The sequence below is a fragment of the Streptomyces sp. NPDC002054 genome, assembly GCF_040296685.1.
GTDB lineage: Bacteria > Actinomycetota > Actinomycetes > Streptomycetales > Streptomycetaceae > Streptomyces.
The window spans coordinates 1-15054 of record NZ_JBEOXT010000005.1 but is presented as its reverse complement, the minus strand read 5'-3'; the positions used below and the strand labels follow the sequence as shown (position 1 = coordinate 15054).

General features: G+C 70.2%; 15 protein-coding genes. 2 read left to right on the top strand and 13 right to left on the bottom strand.

What is annotated here, in order from left to right:
• A complete protein-coding gene (locus tag ABT123_RS05800) occupies window positions 1-969 on the top strand; it encodes a thiopeptide-type bacteriocin biosynthesis protein (protein ID WP_351310174.1) in 969 nt (322 codons plus the stop codon).
• 551 nt (window positions 970-1520) lie between these two features.
• Window positions 1521-1772 carry a hypothetical protein gene (locus ABT123_RS05795; protein WP_351310172.1) on the top strand — a complete coding sequence of 84 codons (252 nt, stop codon included), beginning with the start codon at window positions 1521-1523 and terminating at the stop codon, window positions 1770-1772.
• Window positions 1773-1792: 20 nt separating this feature from the next.
• Here ABT123_RS05795 and mobF read toward each other — a convergent pair whose 3' ends face one another.
• The 13 genes from mobF to ABT123_RS05730 all read right to left on the bottom strand — a co-directional run.
• Window positions 1793-6223, bottom strand: coding sequence for a MobF family relaxase (gene mobF / locus ABT123_RS05790; protein ID WP_351310170.1), 4431 nt, complete (start codon window positions 6221-6223; stop codon window positions 1793-1795).
• A 646-nt stretch (window positions 6224-6869) separates the two neighbouring features.
• The gene (locus tag ABT123_RS05785) at window positions 6870-7046 is read right to left on the bottom strand and encodes a hypothetical protein (RefSeq protein ID WP_351310168.1); all 177 of its coding nucleotides are present in this window, start codon (window positions 7044-7046) and stop codon (window positions 6870-6872) included.
• A gap of 3 nt (window positions 7047-7049) precedes the next feature.
• Window positions 7050-7703: a hypothetical protein gene (locus ABT123_RS05780; protein WP_351310167.1), complete on the bottom strand. Its 654-nt coding sequence runs from the start codon at window positions 7701-7703 to the stop codon at window positions 7050-7052.
• 44 nt (window positions 7704-7747) lie between these two features.
• Window positions 7748-8026 carry a DUF6211 family protein gene (locus ABT123_RS05775; RefSeq protein WP_351310165.1) on the bottom strand — a complete coding sequence of 93 codons (279 nt, stop codon included), beginning with the start codon at window positions 8024-8026 and terminating at the stop codon, window positions 7748-7750.
• A 200-nt stretch (window positions 8027-8226) separates the two neighbouring features.
• Window positions 8227-8835, bottom strand: coding sequence for a DUF6349 family protein (locus ABT123_RS05770; protein WP_351310163.1), 609 nt, complete (start codon window positions 8833-8835; stop codon window positions 8227-8229).
• Window positions 8832-9230: a DUF6181 family protein gene (locus tag ABT123_RS05765; RefSeq protein ID WP_351310161.1), complete on the bottom strand. Its 399-nt coding sequence runs from the start codon at window positions 9228-9230 to the stop codon at window positions 8832-8834. Before ABT123_RS05765 ends, ABT123_RS05770 begins: the two co-directional genes overlap by 4 nt.
• Before the next feature lie 43 nt (window positions 9231-9273).
• Complete coding sequence (locus ABT123_RS05760; protein WP_351310159.1) at window positions 9274-9702, bottom strand: DUF6197 family protein; 429 nt, start codon at window positions 9700-9702, stop codon at window positions 9274-9276.
• Between the two features lie 61 nt (window positions 9703-9763).
• Window positions 9764-10414: a hypothetical protein gene (locus ABT123_RS05755; RefSeq protein ID WP_351310157.1), complete on the bottom strand. Its 651-nt coding sequence runs from the start codon at window positions 10412-10414 to the stop codon at window positions 9764-9766.
• 71 nt (window positions 10415-10485) lie between these two features.
• A complete protein-coding gene (locus ABT123_RS05750) occupies window positions 10486-11874 on the bottom strand; it encodes a DUF3560 domain-containing protein (protein WP_351310155.1) in 1389 nt (462 codons plus the stop codon).
• A gap of 330 nt (window positions 11875-12204) precedes the next feature.
• The gene (locus tag ABT123_RS05745) at window positions 12205-12627 is read right to left on the bottom strand and encodes a DUF6409 family protein (RefSeq protein WP_351310153.1); all 423 of its coding nucleotides are present in this window, start codon (window positions 12625-12627) and stop codon (window positions 12205-12207) included.
• 119 nt (window positions 12628-12746) lie between these two features.
• A complete protein-coding gene (locus ABT123_RS05740) occupies window positions 12747-13637 on the bottom strand; it encodes a hypothetical protein (RefSeq protein WP_351310151.1) in 891 nt (296 codons plus the stop codon).
• A gap of 127 nt (window positions 13638-13764) precedes the next feature.
• A complete protein-coding gene (locus ABT123_RS05735) occupies window positions 13765-14124 on the bottom strand; it encodes a hypothetical protein (RefSeq protein ID WP_351310149.1) in 360 nt (119 codons plus the stop codon).
• A gap of 60 nt (window positions 14125-14184) precedes the next feature.
• Window positions 14185-15054: hypothetical protein (locus ABT123_RS05730; protein ID WP_351310147.1), on the bottom strand; the 870-nt coding region annotated here is incomplete at its 5' end.

Genomic DNA, 15054 nt, shown 5'->3' with positions numbered 1-15054 from the left:
TTGACGGAGCCGAGCCCGATCCAGCGCGCGGTCTCCGCTGCTCTCGCCGGCCTGCCGATCCCCGAGGTCGCAGCCCAGTACGGGATGGAACCGACGATCCTTTCCGACGCGGTGGCGATCTACGACCAGGCCGGCCGGGAGGCCCTGGACCGCCACGCCGCCACCAACGAGTGGTGGCAGGTGTATCTCCACTTCACCGACTGGGCGGACGCCGACACCACCTTCACCGCGCACGTGCTCCCCGTGCTCCGGGAGGCAGGGGCCGCGGGGATCATGGGCGGCTGGTGGTACACCCGCAAGCATCCGTGCTGGCGCCTGCGCCTTCGGCTACAGGCCGAGACCGGGACCAAACTGACCCTCGGCGACGGCTTCGACCGTCTCGTCTCCGACGGGCATCTGCAACGGTGGTGGCCCGGGATCTACGAGCCGGAGACCGCAGCGTTCGGGGGCGCGGTCAGCATGACGGCCGCGCACGCACTGTTCGTCACCGACAGCCGAGAGGCGCAGCAACTGAGGCACCGCGGAGACCTGCGCGTGGGACCGCGCGAGCTGTCCGTTTTCCTCTGCACGATCATGATGCGCGCCGCGGGCCTGGAGTGGTACGAGCAGGGTGACGTGTGGCACCGCGTCATCACGGAGGAGCACCGATCGGCCGTCAGCGACGTCCCGACAGACCGGCTCGACGCCCGCGCCCAGGAGATCCGGCCGCTGCTCTTCGCCGACAGTGATGTCCTGCTTCGCCCCGGCGGGCTGTTGGAGCCCGTCGCCGAGTGGGCCGCCGCCTTCCGCAGCACGGGGCAGGAACTCCGCCGTGCCGTACAGGACGGGACACTCGACCGGGGGCTGAGGCAGGTGCTCAGCTACCACGTGATCTTTCACTGGAACCGGCTTGGGCTGTCCATGCGGGGACAGAGCGTCTTGGCCTGGGCAGCGAGGGCGGCGATCCTGCACCAGGAAAGTGGGACATAGGTCGGCCGCGAGCCGTGTGAACCGCCGGGGGCCACTAGCTGTAGGCCCAGGGGAAGCGACCCATAGTCGTGCGAGATAGGACTTGCCATGACCATTCCATCGCGGCAGAAGCAATGGGTGAGCCTCGGATTGCTGTTCGGGGGAAACACACAGAGCTTCGAGCTCCCGCCGCCCGTCGCCGGGTCCCCGCCCACCACCGAGGTGACCGCCGCTGAGCGGGAGACCGAGGAGGTGATGCGAGCGGCCGGCTACGAGCCTAAGGGGCCTTACCCCGGTGCTCGCTCGATGCCTTGGGAAAGCGAGTGCATGGACTGCGGGGCACGCCGCAGGCCCTCACTTCAGGATGTCGAGCGCGGTGTTAGGTGCAAGCACATCCGGCGTAGGTCCGGCGCATGAGGCCGGGCCCCGCGACCGTGCAGGGCGCGGTGTTCCAGTGCAAGTTGTGCCCGAACAAGGGGACGGACCGGGAGATCCGAGGTGTCGGTGCGCGGATGGCTGCGTATCGGGTGTGTAGCTCGTGTGACTTCTGGCTGATGTGCCTGGGGTACGCGATGCTCGGTGACCAAGACCCGAACGGTCGGCGTGCCCTTCGGATCGACGGCGTCCATTACCTGTCGTGGACCGAGGAGCAGGGGTTCCCGCCGGAGATCGGCTACGTAGGGAGCGGGGAGTCCCGCTACGTCCTGCTCGACGACCCGACAGGCACCGTGCACGTGACGCGCCGACTCTGGCTCATGGGCACCATCCCGGCTGCGTTCCGCGACCGGATGCCGGACAACGCGGTCTTCGCTCCGCCGGCCTAGGAAGGTACGGGGTGCCCTTCTTACACGGGCGGTGCGTCGTGAACGCTGTCCGGCGGTGCGGGCTGTGTGTGGTCCATCGCGGTTCGGTTGGCGTACGAGGAATCGGGTTTCGGAGATGAGGGCGCCACTGACTCATCGGCATCGACGTGCTGACGCCCGTGCTGGGCTCGCAGAGTCGCCTCCTTCTGGAGGCCGGACACGCGGTGGTCTGCGCCGTGAGCAGTGCTACGAGCCTTGATGGCCTCGGCCCGAAGCTGCTTGGCTGCCTCGTTGTCCTTGGTCTTGGCCCGCCGAAGCAGCGCGGCCTTCTCCTGCTGCGGCATGTCCGCTTCCGTCAGCACAGCTTCGTGCTCATTGACGGGTCCCGCCAGCCGGGTAACTTCCTGGAGCCGCGCGTCCATCTGCTCCAGCTCCTGACCGGTCTCCTCACGGGTACGACGGAGTGCTTCCCGGTCAGCCTCGACCGCAGCACGCTCGTCACCGCGGAGCGCCGACCGCCCGAAACGACCCGTCGCGGCCAGCTGCTGTTCAAGACTGTCGATACGGGCCTGCGTGGCGTTCAGTCGGACGGTGCGTTCCGCGATCGGGCCGTCCAGCGCTCGGACTTCGCGGATCGCTGCGGCCCGTTCGGCAACGTCCTGATGACGGCGTTGGAGCCCGAGTGAATTGGGGCCTGCCCCGGCAGCAGCCTCCCGTTCGGCACGATCGGCGGCGGCCTCCGCCTTCTCGGCCGCCGTCCTTGTGGCGCGGGCAGCGATGGCGGCCTTGCGCACGGCGTCACGCAGCGCCGGGTTACCGAGGTGCGCGTATGGACGGTCAGCCGTCGGCGCGGGGGCCGACGGCGTGGCCGGCTCCGTGGTCGGCTCGGCGTTCGCCGGTGCGGGGCGGTCCTCGTGCTCCGGAGCCTCTTCGGGAGTGTCTGCGTCGTGGTGCTCATCGGCTCCGGGGGCGCGCGGGATCGGGAGGTCCGCTACGACCTGGCGGACGTGGGCGGGGACCGCGTTCTCCGGGAGTTCGGTGAGGATCATGCGTTCCTCGGTGCCGTTCTCGATCTCGCGGATGAGGCCCGCGACGGCGCGGTCAAGCTGTTCCTGGTCGGTGAGTGCGTCGCCGTGGCGGGCGCGGTCGGCGTCGGTCTCGTAGACGGAGAGCGGCAGGAAGAGGTGGGACTCCTTCTTGTCGCGGCTCATCATCGTGTAGAGGGCGTTCGCCTGAGCGCCGGGTCCGTAGACCAGAGTCTCTTGGACGGTGAGGCCCTGCGACTTGTGGCCGGTGATCGCGTATCCGAGGCTGAGCCCGCCCTGTGCGATGTAGTCGGCGTCCACCCATTCGGCAACGTCGCGGTGACCGTCCTCGGTCTTCTCCCGCCACTCCACCAGCACCCGGCGTTCCTCGTCCACTGCTCGCACGATTCCGCGGTAGCCGTTCAGGACGTCTTCGTTCTGCCCTCGGCTCTTCTTGCCTCGGTAGTCGTTGACCCGTAGGAGGACCTGGTCGCCGACGGACAGGGTCAGCTCGCCGCCACCGGGCAGTGCGTATGCGCGCTCGGGACCGGTGAGGTCGCCGTTCTCCTTCCGAAGTGCGCGGGCGCCGGTGTTCAGCTCTTCGACGATCTCGTTGGTGGCGGCGAGCATGAGGAGCTGCTGCACGGCGGTGTGGTCGTCGGTGTGCGCGGCCCGCTTGTCGGCCCAGACGGTGAGCATCGCGGCGAGGGTGGTGTCCTTGTCCGCGAGAGCGTGCACGCGGCCGGTCCCGGCGAAGGTTCGGAGCGATTCCACACGGTTGTCGTCGCGCCACAGCTCCAGGGCCCGGCGCTCGACCATGTCCTTCTGGCGGAAATTCTGGCTGAGGGTGAGGCCGCCCACGAGGTGGTGCACGGCGGCGAAGCTGCCGCCGATGCCGGGCGAGTGGAGCTGCTTGGGGTCACCGATGCCGACGACCTTCGTGCCGGTTTCCGCGGCGTGGGTGAGGAGTTCGGCGACGTCGCGGTCATCGCACATCGCGGCTTCGTCCACGACCAACACGTCCACGCCGGTGAGGCCGGAGCCTCCGTTGCGGATGCCGGTCAACCAGGACGCGAGGGTTCGGGACTCGATGCCCGCCTCGGCCTTCAGGTTCGCGGCGGCGACGGCGGCCGTACTCGCGCCGGCGATGACGAGACCGTGCGCCTCCCATGCCTGGCGCGCGGTGTCCATGATCGTGGTCTTGCCCGATCCGGCGATGCCCACGACGGCGTCGATTCCGTGCCCGGCCGTGAGCAGCCGTTCGAGGACGGCCCGCTGTTCATCGGAGAACGTGAAGCTGCCACCGTGCTGAGCCTCGACGGTGGACAGCGTCATGTCGACCGTGTCGCTGCTGACGACGGCGGCCTGAGTCCCGAGCCGGTTCGTGGCCTCGGAGACGATCAGCGCTTCGGCCGCCACGACATCCGCCGTGGTGTACCGGTCGGCGTGCGCGAAGTGCTGGGCGCCCTTCGGGTTGAGCTGGACCGCGTATCCGGCGTGCCGGAGTACGGAGTTGGTGAGCTGTTCGGCTTCGGCGGCATCCGCGACGCCGTACGGGAGGGCGTCCAGCACGGCGGCGATGGCGGCGGCGTGGGTGAACTCTTTGGAGTGGCTGGTCAAGCCGGTCTTGGGGTCGAAGACCTGGGCGCACAGCTCGTCCAATCCAGGGTTCTGGTCGGCTCGGGCCTGTTCCATCGCGCTGGCTGCGATGGCGTCGGGGTCGTCTCCGGCCGCGCGGCCTTCGGCCTGCCAGTAGGCGCGGAGAACATCGTCCCCGACCCCGGCGGCCTCGCCGTTTTTCGCGGCCTTGGACGCGGTGGAAGCGGCAGTGCGCTCGCGGGTCGTGGCGCTGTCGTAGTCGATGCCGAGTTTCGTCAGCAGGTCCCGGACCTGGCTGTCGCGCTTGCTGAACAGCCGGATCGTGGCCTCGGGAATCGCTGCGATCTCCCAGGCTCCGGTGCGTTCCTCTCGGCGGAAGCTGATGCCGAACTCGTTGGTCAGCTCGCGGCGGATGCGGGCGTTCATGAGGGACTGGGTCGCGCGGGTGTGCCGGTGGAGGTCGCGGCCTCCGCTGGCCATCGTGGACCACTTGCCGTCGGTGCCCTTAACCATGTTGGCGAGGGTGAAGTGCAGGTGGAAGTGGGGGTCTCCGTACGTGGCGCCGTCGACGGGGCGGGCGGCGCGGTGGACCATCATCCAGCCGGAGAACCCGCTCGTCTTCACGGTCTCGGCCTCGTCGCCGTCGCCGTGGTGGCCGCGCATGGCGTACGCGGTCCACCGCTCCAGGGCGCCGATGGACTCGCGGCCGGCGGCCGTGTAGATGCCCTCGACCTGGGCGGCGATCTCCTCGGGCGCGTAGGCGAGGAACGCGGACTTCGACTTCGCCAGGTCCAAGGTGACGTCGGCACCGCGGTTGCCGACTTGCACGCGGCCTTCGAGGAGGGCGGCCTTGATCTCCTCGGCGTCCCACACGTCCTCGGGCGTGAGCCCTGCCGCCTTGGCCATCGCGACGGCTTCCCGGACGTCCATCGGCAGGTCCCGGAGACGACGTGCACCTTCGCCTTCGGTCTGGGCGTACCGGCGCTTCATGGACGCGGCGTCGAACAGGTCGGCGGGCTGCTGTCCGGTCTCGGTGGCGCGGGCCTCGACCGCGCGCAGGAGTGCACGGGCGTCCAGTTGGCCGCCCGCCTCGGCGGCGACGGCCTTCTCCACCGTGTCCTCGCCGTAAAGGTCGACGGCGTTGATGCCGACGGCGTCGGCGAGCTTCAGCACCGTGGAGACGGGGACGCGGTGCGTCTCGCCGAACCGCTTGAGCTGGCTCTCCATCCGACGGAAGGCGTCCTGCTTGCGCTTGGAGTCGAGCAGGGAGGCCGGGTTCACGCTGCGTTCGGCGGCGGCGCGGCGGATGGCGCGGGCCAGTGGGGCGGCGGGGAGCTTTGCGGCCGGCGCGATGGCCAGCTTGGGGTCCACGAGGGTCTGCCCGGTCCGGGGGTCTTCGCCGAGCATGAGGCGCCGGGCGGCCGGGAATTGCTCGGGGGCGAGGGTGCTGCCGGGCGTGATGTCGAACTCGGTGAGCCCGCCGCCGATCCAGACCAGGGGCCTTTCGCTGGCGTCCAGGTGGTAGTCCACCTGTCCGTCCGCGGGCCGAGCGGGGAGGGCCTGTTCACCGTAGAGGTCGCGGGCGTCGAGCCCGGCTGCGGCAGCGACTTCGACGGCGTCGAACCCGGTGAACCGCGCAGCGCCCTTGCTGCGGAGGAGTCCGCGGGCGCGGAAGAAGGCGCGCTTGGCCTCGCGGTTCGCGAGAAGGGAGGCGACGGGGGCACCGGCGGCTTCGGCCTTCGCCTCGATGGCGGCAATGAGGGGCGCGGCGTCGACCGCTACGGACTTCCCGCATCCGTGGCCGCCGGTAAGGCGGTACTCAACCTGCTCGTCGGAGGGGCCGATCATGGTCACCCATCCCATCGGCCCACTCACCCCCCGGTCTCATTCGGTCAGTTTCGGTCGTCTTGGCTGATTGTATCGTCACGGAGTGACGATACCTTGGTCCTCTCAAATCAAGATCATGATCAACGAGGGGGAGCCTCGGGCACTCGGAGTGGCCTGGTAGCTCCTGAGGAACAGGCTCGTGGAGCCTGATCCTGTTGGACTGTTACCTCTGCGAGAGGTGCGGGGGCTCAGGTGCCGTACGTGGCTGAGGCGGTATGACGATCCGATGTCGGTGCGGCACCTGCGCGGGGCTGTGTCGTTGGTCCGGGTATGGAGCTCACCCCGTACCAGGCGGCTTCCCGCCGGTTCGCCGAGTTGTCGGGCCCGTACTGGATGTCCTCGGACTCCCCGGCGTACGGGGGCGACGCGGCGGGCCGGTTCGGACCGGGACGTCAGACTCCGCCCCCGCAGCCGGGGCGATCGGCCGGGGGCGGAGCGGTCTCCCGCTCAGTGGGGGCTGTAGCCGCTGATCCGTCGCCTGCTGTCAGGTCGTGCGGTCATGGTGGGGCCCTGCTCGCCCACGAGCGCCATGCGACATGACGAAGGGTCCCCGCTCCGGGTCGGAGCGGGGACCTTCGTCATGGTGGCCGTGTGTCTCGGCCGACGGCTACGTGTTCAGGGGCCACTCGCCGAACGGCACCGGCGCCTGACCGTGGGCCGCGCGTACGGCTTCGTCTGTTCCGCATGTGGTGCAGATGAAGACCTCGCGGTCGGTGGTCAGCCGGGAACGTGCGGGGCGGTCACCGAGCGGGCCGCCGCAGCGCGGACAGCGGACGTCGGGCACGGGTCACTCCTCGGGGTGATCGCGGGCGGACTTGAGGATGAGGTTCCATGTCGGGCGGGAGTAGGTCTTCTCCGTCTGCCCCTGGAGCTGGGGGATCAGGTCGGCGTTCTTCGCGCCGGGGTTCGCCGCGATGGCCTGCCGTGCGAGGGTCAGCCGTTCGTCTCCCTGGTAGGGGTAGGCCAGTCCGCGGCGGCCGGTGGGCCGCCCGCCGGCGTGCCCCCGCCCCTTGCGGTCCGCGAGGTACTGCCACAGCCGCCAGCGCTTCCACTTCGGACGCCGTCGGGTCGGAAGCTCGTCCCAGTCGTCAGGCTCGGGCCACCCCTCGGGCGGGTTCTTGACGTAGTGGGAGACGGTGGTGGAGTCGGCGAACCCGCAGACCTTCGCGGCTTCGGCGGGGCCGACCATCTCTTCGGGATCGCCGTCGAGCTTCGGCGGGTTGGTGGTGCTGGCGGCGGCGCGCTGCCGCTGAAGCTCGTGGTGCCACGTCGCCCATGCGTCGCCGTCCCAGTGCATGACGCCGTCGATGGTGTCCGCGACGGGCGGGTGCCCGTTGTTCTCCCGGTCGGTCCAGAGGTTCTGAAGCGTCGGCTCGCTGATGCCGTGGAGCTTGCGCAGGTCCGCGCGTGAGTAGAGCGTGCGGCCGGTCTTACGGGGCACGGTCGCCTCCTGTTCTTGGTCGGGGTCGTGACCGCTCGGCGTGGTCACTGGATGTCGTCCGGGTCCGGGGCCGGCGCCCACGTACGGCTGCCTGTCGGTTCGAGCCGGGTGAGGGTGGCTATGTCGGTCGGGGGGACGGCGGCGGCCCAGTCGGCGCGGCCGGGGTGGTCGCCGGGGAGGTTGAGCACGAGGTGTCGGCCGGTGGGCGGGAAGTCCTCGACGATGACGAAGCTGTCGCCGGGGTCGGCGCCGATGCTGTTACCCCTGGTGAGCTGGGCGATGTCGCCGGGCTGGGGACAGTCGGGGTGTCGGTCGCATAGCATGGTGAGGTTCTTTCTGGTGAGAGAACACTGACGGCCAGCGCCTTGTTGCCCTTGTGCGCTGGCCGTCGTCTGTTGTCTGGGGTGCGTCGCGCCCGTGGGACGCGCGGCCGGTCGGAGGTTGCCCGCTCCGCTGACGGCGGAGTAATTAAACCACCTTTGAGTTGAGCGAGGTGGGGCTCTGATCCGGACGACGGCGGTCATCAGAAGAGGGCCCCTTGATCTGTGGGGCGTCGGCCCCGGTCGATGGGTGGCCGGGTGACGCGGAGTTCGTAGCGGGGGCGTCCCGCGTGCGGAGGAGCGTGAGCTTCGCTGCGGTACCGGCTCCACGCCACGACGGGAGCGCCCTGGTCGATCCAGCCGGCCGGGTAGCGGGCAGTGAGCTGAGCCCAGCGGCTCCGGCTCCGCGGCACTGCCCATCGGTCCTCGACCGTGGTGATCGGCGGCAGCGTCCTCCAGCCGGGGAACGCATGGTCGTGCGCCTGCTCCACCGCCTCGTTGTCACCGTCCCCGAACCCGTCGCCGCAGTGCACGGGGCCCTCCCATTGGCACGCGAGACACCCGCCGCGGAACTCCTGCTTCTCCCCCCGGCGACCGGTCGGCCGGCTCCGGGAGAGCAGGGTAGGGGTGTGTTGCGCGGGCGGGTCCAGTTCGTGGCCGAGATCGCTGTACGCGCCGCCGGGGTGTCCGGGCTGGATGTGCCACGCCTGGGCCGCGCTCTCGGGTCGGTGGCGTGTCCGTGTGTTGCGCACTCGCCAGTAGTACGTCTGCCGTGCCCGTGCTCCGGTCGGCTCGGCGATGGTGGCGGTCACGACGTTCTGCTTCCGGCGGCGAGGACTTCTCGGAGCGGGTCCGCGAGCACGGCTTGTTCGTCGGGGGCGTCGAGGAACCGGGGCCCGTACGCGCGGCGCACGGCGCGGCGGGCGTCCTGGTGGCGGCCGAGCTCCGGGTAGTACGGCGATCGGTCGAGCACGTCATAGCCGTGTTGGGTGAGCACGTCGGCAATGAGCGATCGGACCTGTACGGGGTCGAGGGCGGGGAGGTCGGTTTCTCCGGAGGCCGCGAGGAGTACGCGGATCAGCTCGGTCGCGCTGAGCCGGGGGTGGAGGGGGATGCTGAGTCGGTGGACGCCGTCCCGGCTGGGGGTGGCGGCTCCTCGGCGGCTCGGCGTCCTGGTGGTGCTGCGGTCTTCTGTCGTCTCGTCCATCGTGTGGGCCTTCGATGACTCGGGATGCTGGCGGGCTTCGGGGTCAGAACAGGGCGTGTTCGGCGCGGGCGGCGGCGGTTCGGAAGGCGCGGGCGGCGTCGGCGGCCGTACGTCCGGGCTCGGCGCTCCACCGGTCGATGACCTGGCGGTGCAGGGCCTTGGAGGCGGCGGGGTCGTCGGCGCGGACCGGGTGACCGGCGAGGGTTTCCGCGAGGATGCCGAATGCCTGGTCGCGGGCGCGGTCGATGCGGTCCCAGTCGTACGTCCGGCCGGCGGCTCCCCGCCCGTGGCCGGCGGCGACTTGAAGGGCGCCGCGCGGCCAGCACGGCAACGTGGCGGTGCGGCCGGGGCCGTCGAATAGGCGCGGGCCCTGGTGGATGCCGACGTGTTCGATGTGGCGCGCGGCCCATTCCAGGATCGCGGCGGGGTTGTCCGCGATGACGATGCTCTCGGGGGTGTGGCGGGTCGGCACGGTGCTGTCCTTCTGGAAGGGCGGGGGCGGCGACGCGCTGCCGCCGCCCCCGGTCGGGCTGCTAGTGGTAAGCGGGGATCAGTCGGCGGACCTTGTCCTCCCCGATGCACCCGCCCTTGTGGCGGCGCGCGCTCGGCGGCTCTCCGTTGCGCCCGCGCAGGTGGCTCCAGAACTTCGGGCCTTCCCAGTCACACAATTCACAGCTGAGGTACCAGTGGTTATCGCTGCCGGGGAACCCGGTGAGGACTGCCCGCCAGTGGTGGGCAGCGAGTCCCGCGAACGCGATCTGCGCGCCGTCGGTGTTGCGATCGTTGACCGGCATCCGCGGGTGCAGGAGGGGCACCGGTCCGCACAGGGGCGTGGGGGCCTCGGCGAGCACCTGTTCCAGGGGGACGGTGCCGATCCGACCGGCGGCGTACTCCTTGGCAAGATGGGCGGCGGCCATGTCGGTGCCGGGGGTTCCCTTGGGCGGGCGGCGGAGGTTGCGTTCGCCTGCGGTGGTGAGGACGAGCCAGTCTCGGTGCCACCGGTAGGCGCGGCCGATGACCTGGTCTTCGCCAATGATCACGGGGTATCGGCACTGGATGTCGGGGGTGCCGACGCGGTACGTCGGGACGGTGCTGCTGCCACCGGTCGCGGGGACGATGAGCCTGCCCGCTTCGGTGTCGGGGACGGTGATGGTCGAGGGTCGTTCGAGGAGTTGCGTGGTCATGGTGGTGCCCTGTTCTGGTGAGAGGGGGCCCGCCCCGGCGAGCTCGGCCGCCGGGGCGGGCGGGGGCGCGGTTACGCGGCCTCGGCGGCTGGGGCCTGCGGGGCGGCGGCGGTCCACTCACGGCGCGGGGTGATGCCCAGCTCGTTGAGGACCGGGGCGTGGCTGCCGTTGTCCGGGACCCATTCCCAGTCGGCGCCCTCGGTGCCGGGCTGTTCGGTCCAGGTGAGCATGTAGGAGCGGCCGGAGGTGCGAGGGTCGCCGCATACGGCCTGTGCCTCACGGCGGGTCATCGCCCACAAGGCGCGCTTGCGACGGCGCGGGGAGTGCTTCGAGGCGATCAGCACCAGTGCCATGCCATCCAGCCAGCTCGCACCCGTTGCGGCGGTCGGCTTCCCGACCGGCACCGGTTCCTCGACCGCCGGGGACTGCTCGGCCGGTTCCTGCGCTTCGGTGGCCGGGGCCTGCGGCGGCTGCTGCATCTCGTCGGCGCTCTTACGCCCGGACACGCCGTCGTAGGGGGCGGTCCACGTCCAGTCGTCGTACTGGTTGCCGGTGGCGCGGACGATGCGCTTGCCGATGCTGTTGTGGATGTGCGGGATGGTCACGGACTTCGGGTTGACGCGCAGAACCTCGTACCAGGTTCCGCGGTAGAGAACGAAGTCCCCGCGGGTGAAGTCGGCGCGCGACCACACCTTGAAGCCTTCGGCTTCGGCGTCCTTGATGACCTTCTCCCAGTGGTCGATCTCCTCGGTCAGCTCCTGATGCTCGATCTCCAGCTCCGGGTCTGCCGGGTTCCGGGAAAACCCCTTGGCGGACTCCCCGCGCTGCCACTTCTCGACCGCGCGGAGGTCGGCCCGCAGTTTGTCGAGACGGCGGAGCGTGCGGCCGGGGTCCTTCTTGAACTGCTGGTAGTTCGCGGCGGCCTGCGCCCGGCCGGTCCAGTGGGCGGCGCGGTCGCTCTCGCCGATGCTCTTACGCATCGCGTCGTCCATCCGCGCGTGATCGCGGCGGGCGCGGCCCTCGGAGTGGTGGCCGACGAGGATCGGCTGACCGAAGGCGAACCGCTCGGATATGTCGTGGCTCTTCTTCCACGCGGCTTCGGAGGACTGGGCGGCGCTGGCGGCGTACCCGCCGAACCGATCCGCGCGGCCTTCGGCCTTCTCCTCCCGCTCCTCCTCGGCCTCGCTGAAGCTGCGGCGGTCGGCGTTGTCGACGGTCAGCGTGACCTCGAACCCCTTCTCCCGGAGTCGCTGCGCGAGGAGTTCGAGCGAGGGGGTGTAGGTGGCGTGGTCGCGGCTGTGCGGGAGGTACCAGCAGTCAAGGTTCCTGCTCCAGCGGAAGGGCTGGCGCTGGGTGCGACCGTACTCACGGAGTCGCAGGATCTCGGCCGATCCGTCGCCCCGGCTGGTCCCCTCGATCAGGGTTCCTTCTCGGCGGGTGTGGGTGATCTCGATAGTCACTGAACTGGTCTTTTCTGGTGAGAGTTTGTGGTCCGGCCGCAGGGCGGACCGTGCGTTGGCAGCGGCGCTGCACCACCGGCGCGGGCCGTGAGGGACGATCGGCTCGCGGGTCGTCGCGCCTGCGCGGCGACAGGGGCAGTCGCGCCCCCGCGGGGCGCGTCCGCTGCGGTCCGGTGCCCGTCGTCGGTCGGCGGAGCCGCCTGCGGCGGAGTCGGCCGGCGGCGGTGAACGCACCGGACCTGTCCTGCCGCCCCGAAGGGGTGTCCGCTTGGGTGCTGGGGGCCTGCCGATCCGGAGGGTTGCCCTCCCCCGGACCGGCGGGCCTCGGTGTCAGCTGCGGTGGAGCGTGTGGCGGGCGGCCGGGTCGGCGTCGGCCAGTCCGGTCCGCTCGCGCCACGCCTGACGGACGGCGGCGCGGAGCGCGTCCCCGTCGTCGTAGGCGAACCGGCCCCGGCGCAGGCTGCGGACGATGTCGCGGAACGTGTCCTGGTGCATCGTGGTGAGCGTGTCGTCCAGCGGGGTCAGCTCGTGCGGGAACATCGCCTGGACGGAGTCGCCCGGCTGCGGGGCACCGTGGGTGAAGTACCAGACCACGGACATGGTGGCCTCATCCGCGAACTCCGGCCCGCCGAACGGGCCGACGACGACGGCCGGGCGGGTGTCGAGCTGGTGGCCCCGGTGCCAGGGTCCGGCGATCACGAGCGTCGCGGTGGGGAAGTCCTGGACGGTGGGCTTCTGGACGGTGGTGAGCATGTCGTGTCCTGTCTGGTGAGAGGTTCCGCCGGGGCCGGTCGGCCCCGGCGGGGGTGTCGGTCGGGGGGTTGCCCTCCCCCTTCCGACACCATTAATTAAACCATGTTCTTGGGTCTAGGTCAACCGGTCACGGCAAGTTCGCGGGGGTGCTCGGCGGCGGCCCTGACGGCGCGGGCGATGGCGCGGCCGGTCTCGATGGCTCGTACGGCGGACTCGTGAACCGGGGGCTTCTTGTCGTGGGTGATGATGCCCGCGAGCGGCGGCATGACGGCGGGGCCCGGAGTGATTCCGAGGATGAGCGCGGCAACGTGCGCGGCTGAGGCGACCTCGGCGGCGTGCTGGCCGGGAAGGGGCGCGTCCGCCTCGGTGATGCGTCGCCACGCGTGGCCGTACAGGAGGATGCGGACGGCGTTGTCGGCGGCTTCCTGGGCGAAGTCGAATCCCCCGGCCTGCTCGGGGTCCTCGTGGTACTGGTCGCGGTACTGGTTCACCAGGACATCGCGGATGGCCTCGGCGGCGAGCGGGGCGGCGGCGGGCGGCTCGTAGGCGTCGCCGTCGGTCTGGCTGATGTCGAAAACCGGCCCGGCCTTGAAGCCGGACGCCTTGCGCGCCCCACCCCCGGCAGCCTCGTCGGTGGCCTCTCGCTGCCCGCCGTCGGCGGCTGCGGCCGTAGCCTCCTGGCCCCCCTCGGGCCGCCACTTGATCGGCGTCCAGATGCGGAGAGAGGTGGAGCCCTTGGCCGGGAAGCGTCCGACCTTTCGCCAGTCACCGGAGCTGAGTATGTGGGTGGCGTTGGGGTGCTGGGCGGCGACGGCGATGCAGTTGGTGGGGCTCCGGTCGTCGCGGTCCGTGTGGGTGAGGTTCGCGGCCGTGCGCATGACGGCGGCCCAGAAGTCTTCGCTGGCGACCATCGCGCCGTACGCACGATCCATGACGGCTTCGAGTTCACCGCGCATCTTGGCGGAGTAGGCCCGGCGCTCTTCGTCGGTCATCTTCGGCTTACGGGACATGTCGCGGTCCTCCTGGTGAGAGATAGGTATCCGGGGCCGGCTGACCCTCGGAGGTGTCGGTCGGGGGGTTGCCCTCCCCCTTCCGACACCACTAATTAAACCATGTTCTTGGGTGATCGGCAACCCCCTAAATCCAGTACAACCCCGCCTCGTTGCTCACGGCGCGGTATGCGGCTATGACCTCGTCCTCTATTCGCGTCCAGCGTTCGAGGATATCGGGGGCGGTCTTCTTGTCGCTGGCCGCGCGCGTGACCCTGCGCCATTCGATGGCGATTTTGAGCGTGCGGAGTTGGGAGCGGGTGAGTTCCCATCGGCCGGAATCCGGGAGTTCATTGCCGTAGGCCATCGCAACGGCGTTGTTGATGTGCTCCGTACCGGACCACACATTGTGTACGGATTGGAGCGCAAGGGCGCGCTTGAGGGTGCACCGGAGGTGCGGGGCCTGCACAATCCATTGCGGTTCGATCGTGAATACGTCGGCGCTCATCCTGGGCCTTTCTGGGCAGGGCGGCGCGCTGGGCAGCGCGCCGCCGCAACGCACGGGGAATTAGAGGGTGTATCCGTCGACGTATTCGCCGCGCTCCCCCTCGGGGGTCTGGACGTGGGGAAGGAATCGGCTCACCGCGAATACGACGGCGTCGGCGATAATCCGGGGCGCGTCATTGAGTACGAGACTCACGGTGTCGCCGTCGAGTCCGATACGGACTTCGCCCGGCTCAAGATCCATGTAGACAAAGGCGGTTGTGCCGTCGATTCGGGTTCGCGCTCCGGGGAGCCGGGCGGAGAGATCACGTGCGGCCTCCTCAACGTCCCGGCGCATCTCGGCCTGTGCGCGGTTGTGTTCCTTCACGCGCTCGTGAACGTCACGGTGCACAGGGATGAGATCGGCGGCGATCCGGGCCGCGATGTCCGCCGGGTCCTCGCTCATGGCGACTCGGACCGTGTCGCGCTCACCCCTGCGGAACGGGTAGTCGGTAGCGGGGAACGCGCCCCGGATGTGCAGGTGTCCGGGGTCATCGAACCGCTCGGAGAGGTGGAGCTGTCGGCCGTCCAGGTGCGTGAACGTGGCGGCGTGGTCCAGCTCCTGGACGCCGTGGCGCGCGGGCTGCGGTCGCCAGTTCCCGCCGAGTTCGAGGGCGATCGGGTGGGACAGCTCCGCGACGGTGAGAGGCGTGTTCATCATCAGTCTCCTGGTGAGAGAGATTGTCGGCGGCCGGTCGGCCTGCCGTTCGCCGGCCGGGGGTTGCCCTCCCCTTCCGACATCACTAATTAAACCATGTTCTAGGGGTTGGGTCAACCCGGATATGGGCTCTGACCTGGCCTTTTTTCCCACCGTCGGCCCGCACTCGCTCGGCCGGGCCCGGCCACAACGGGCCTGGGCGGGGTTCCCTCCTCGGTCGGACAGCTCCGCCGTACC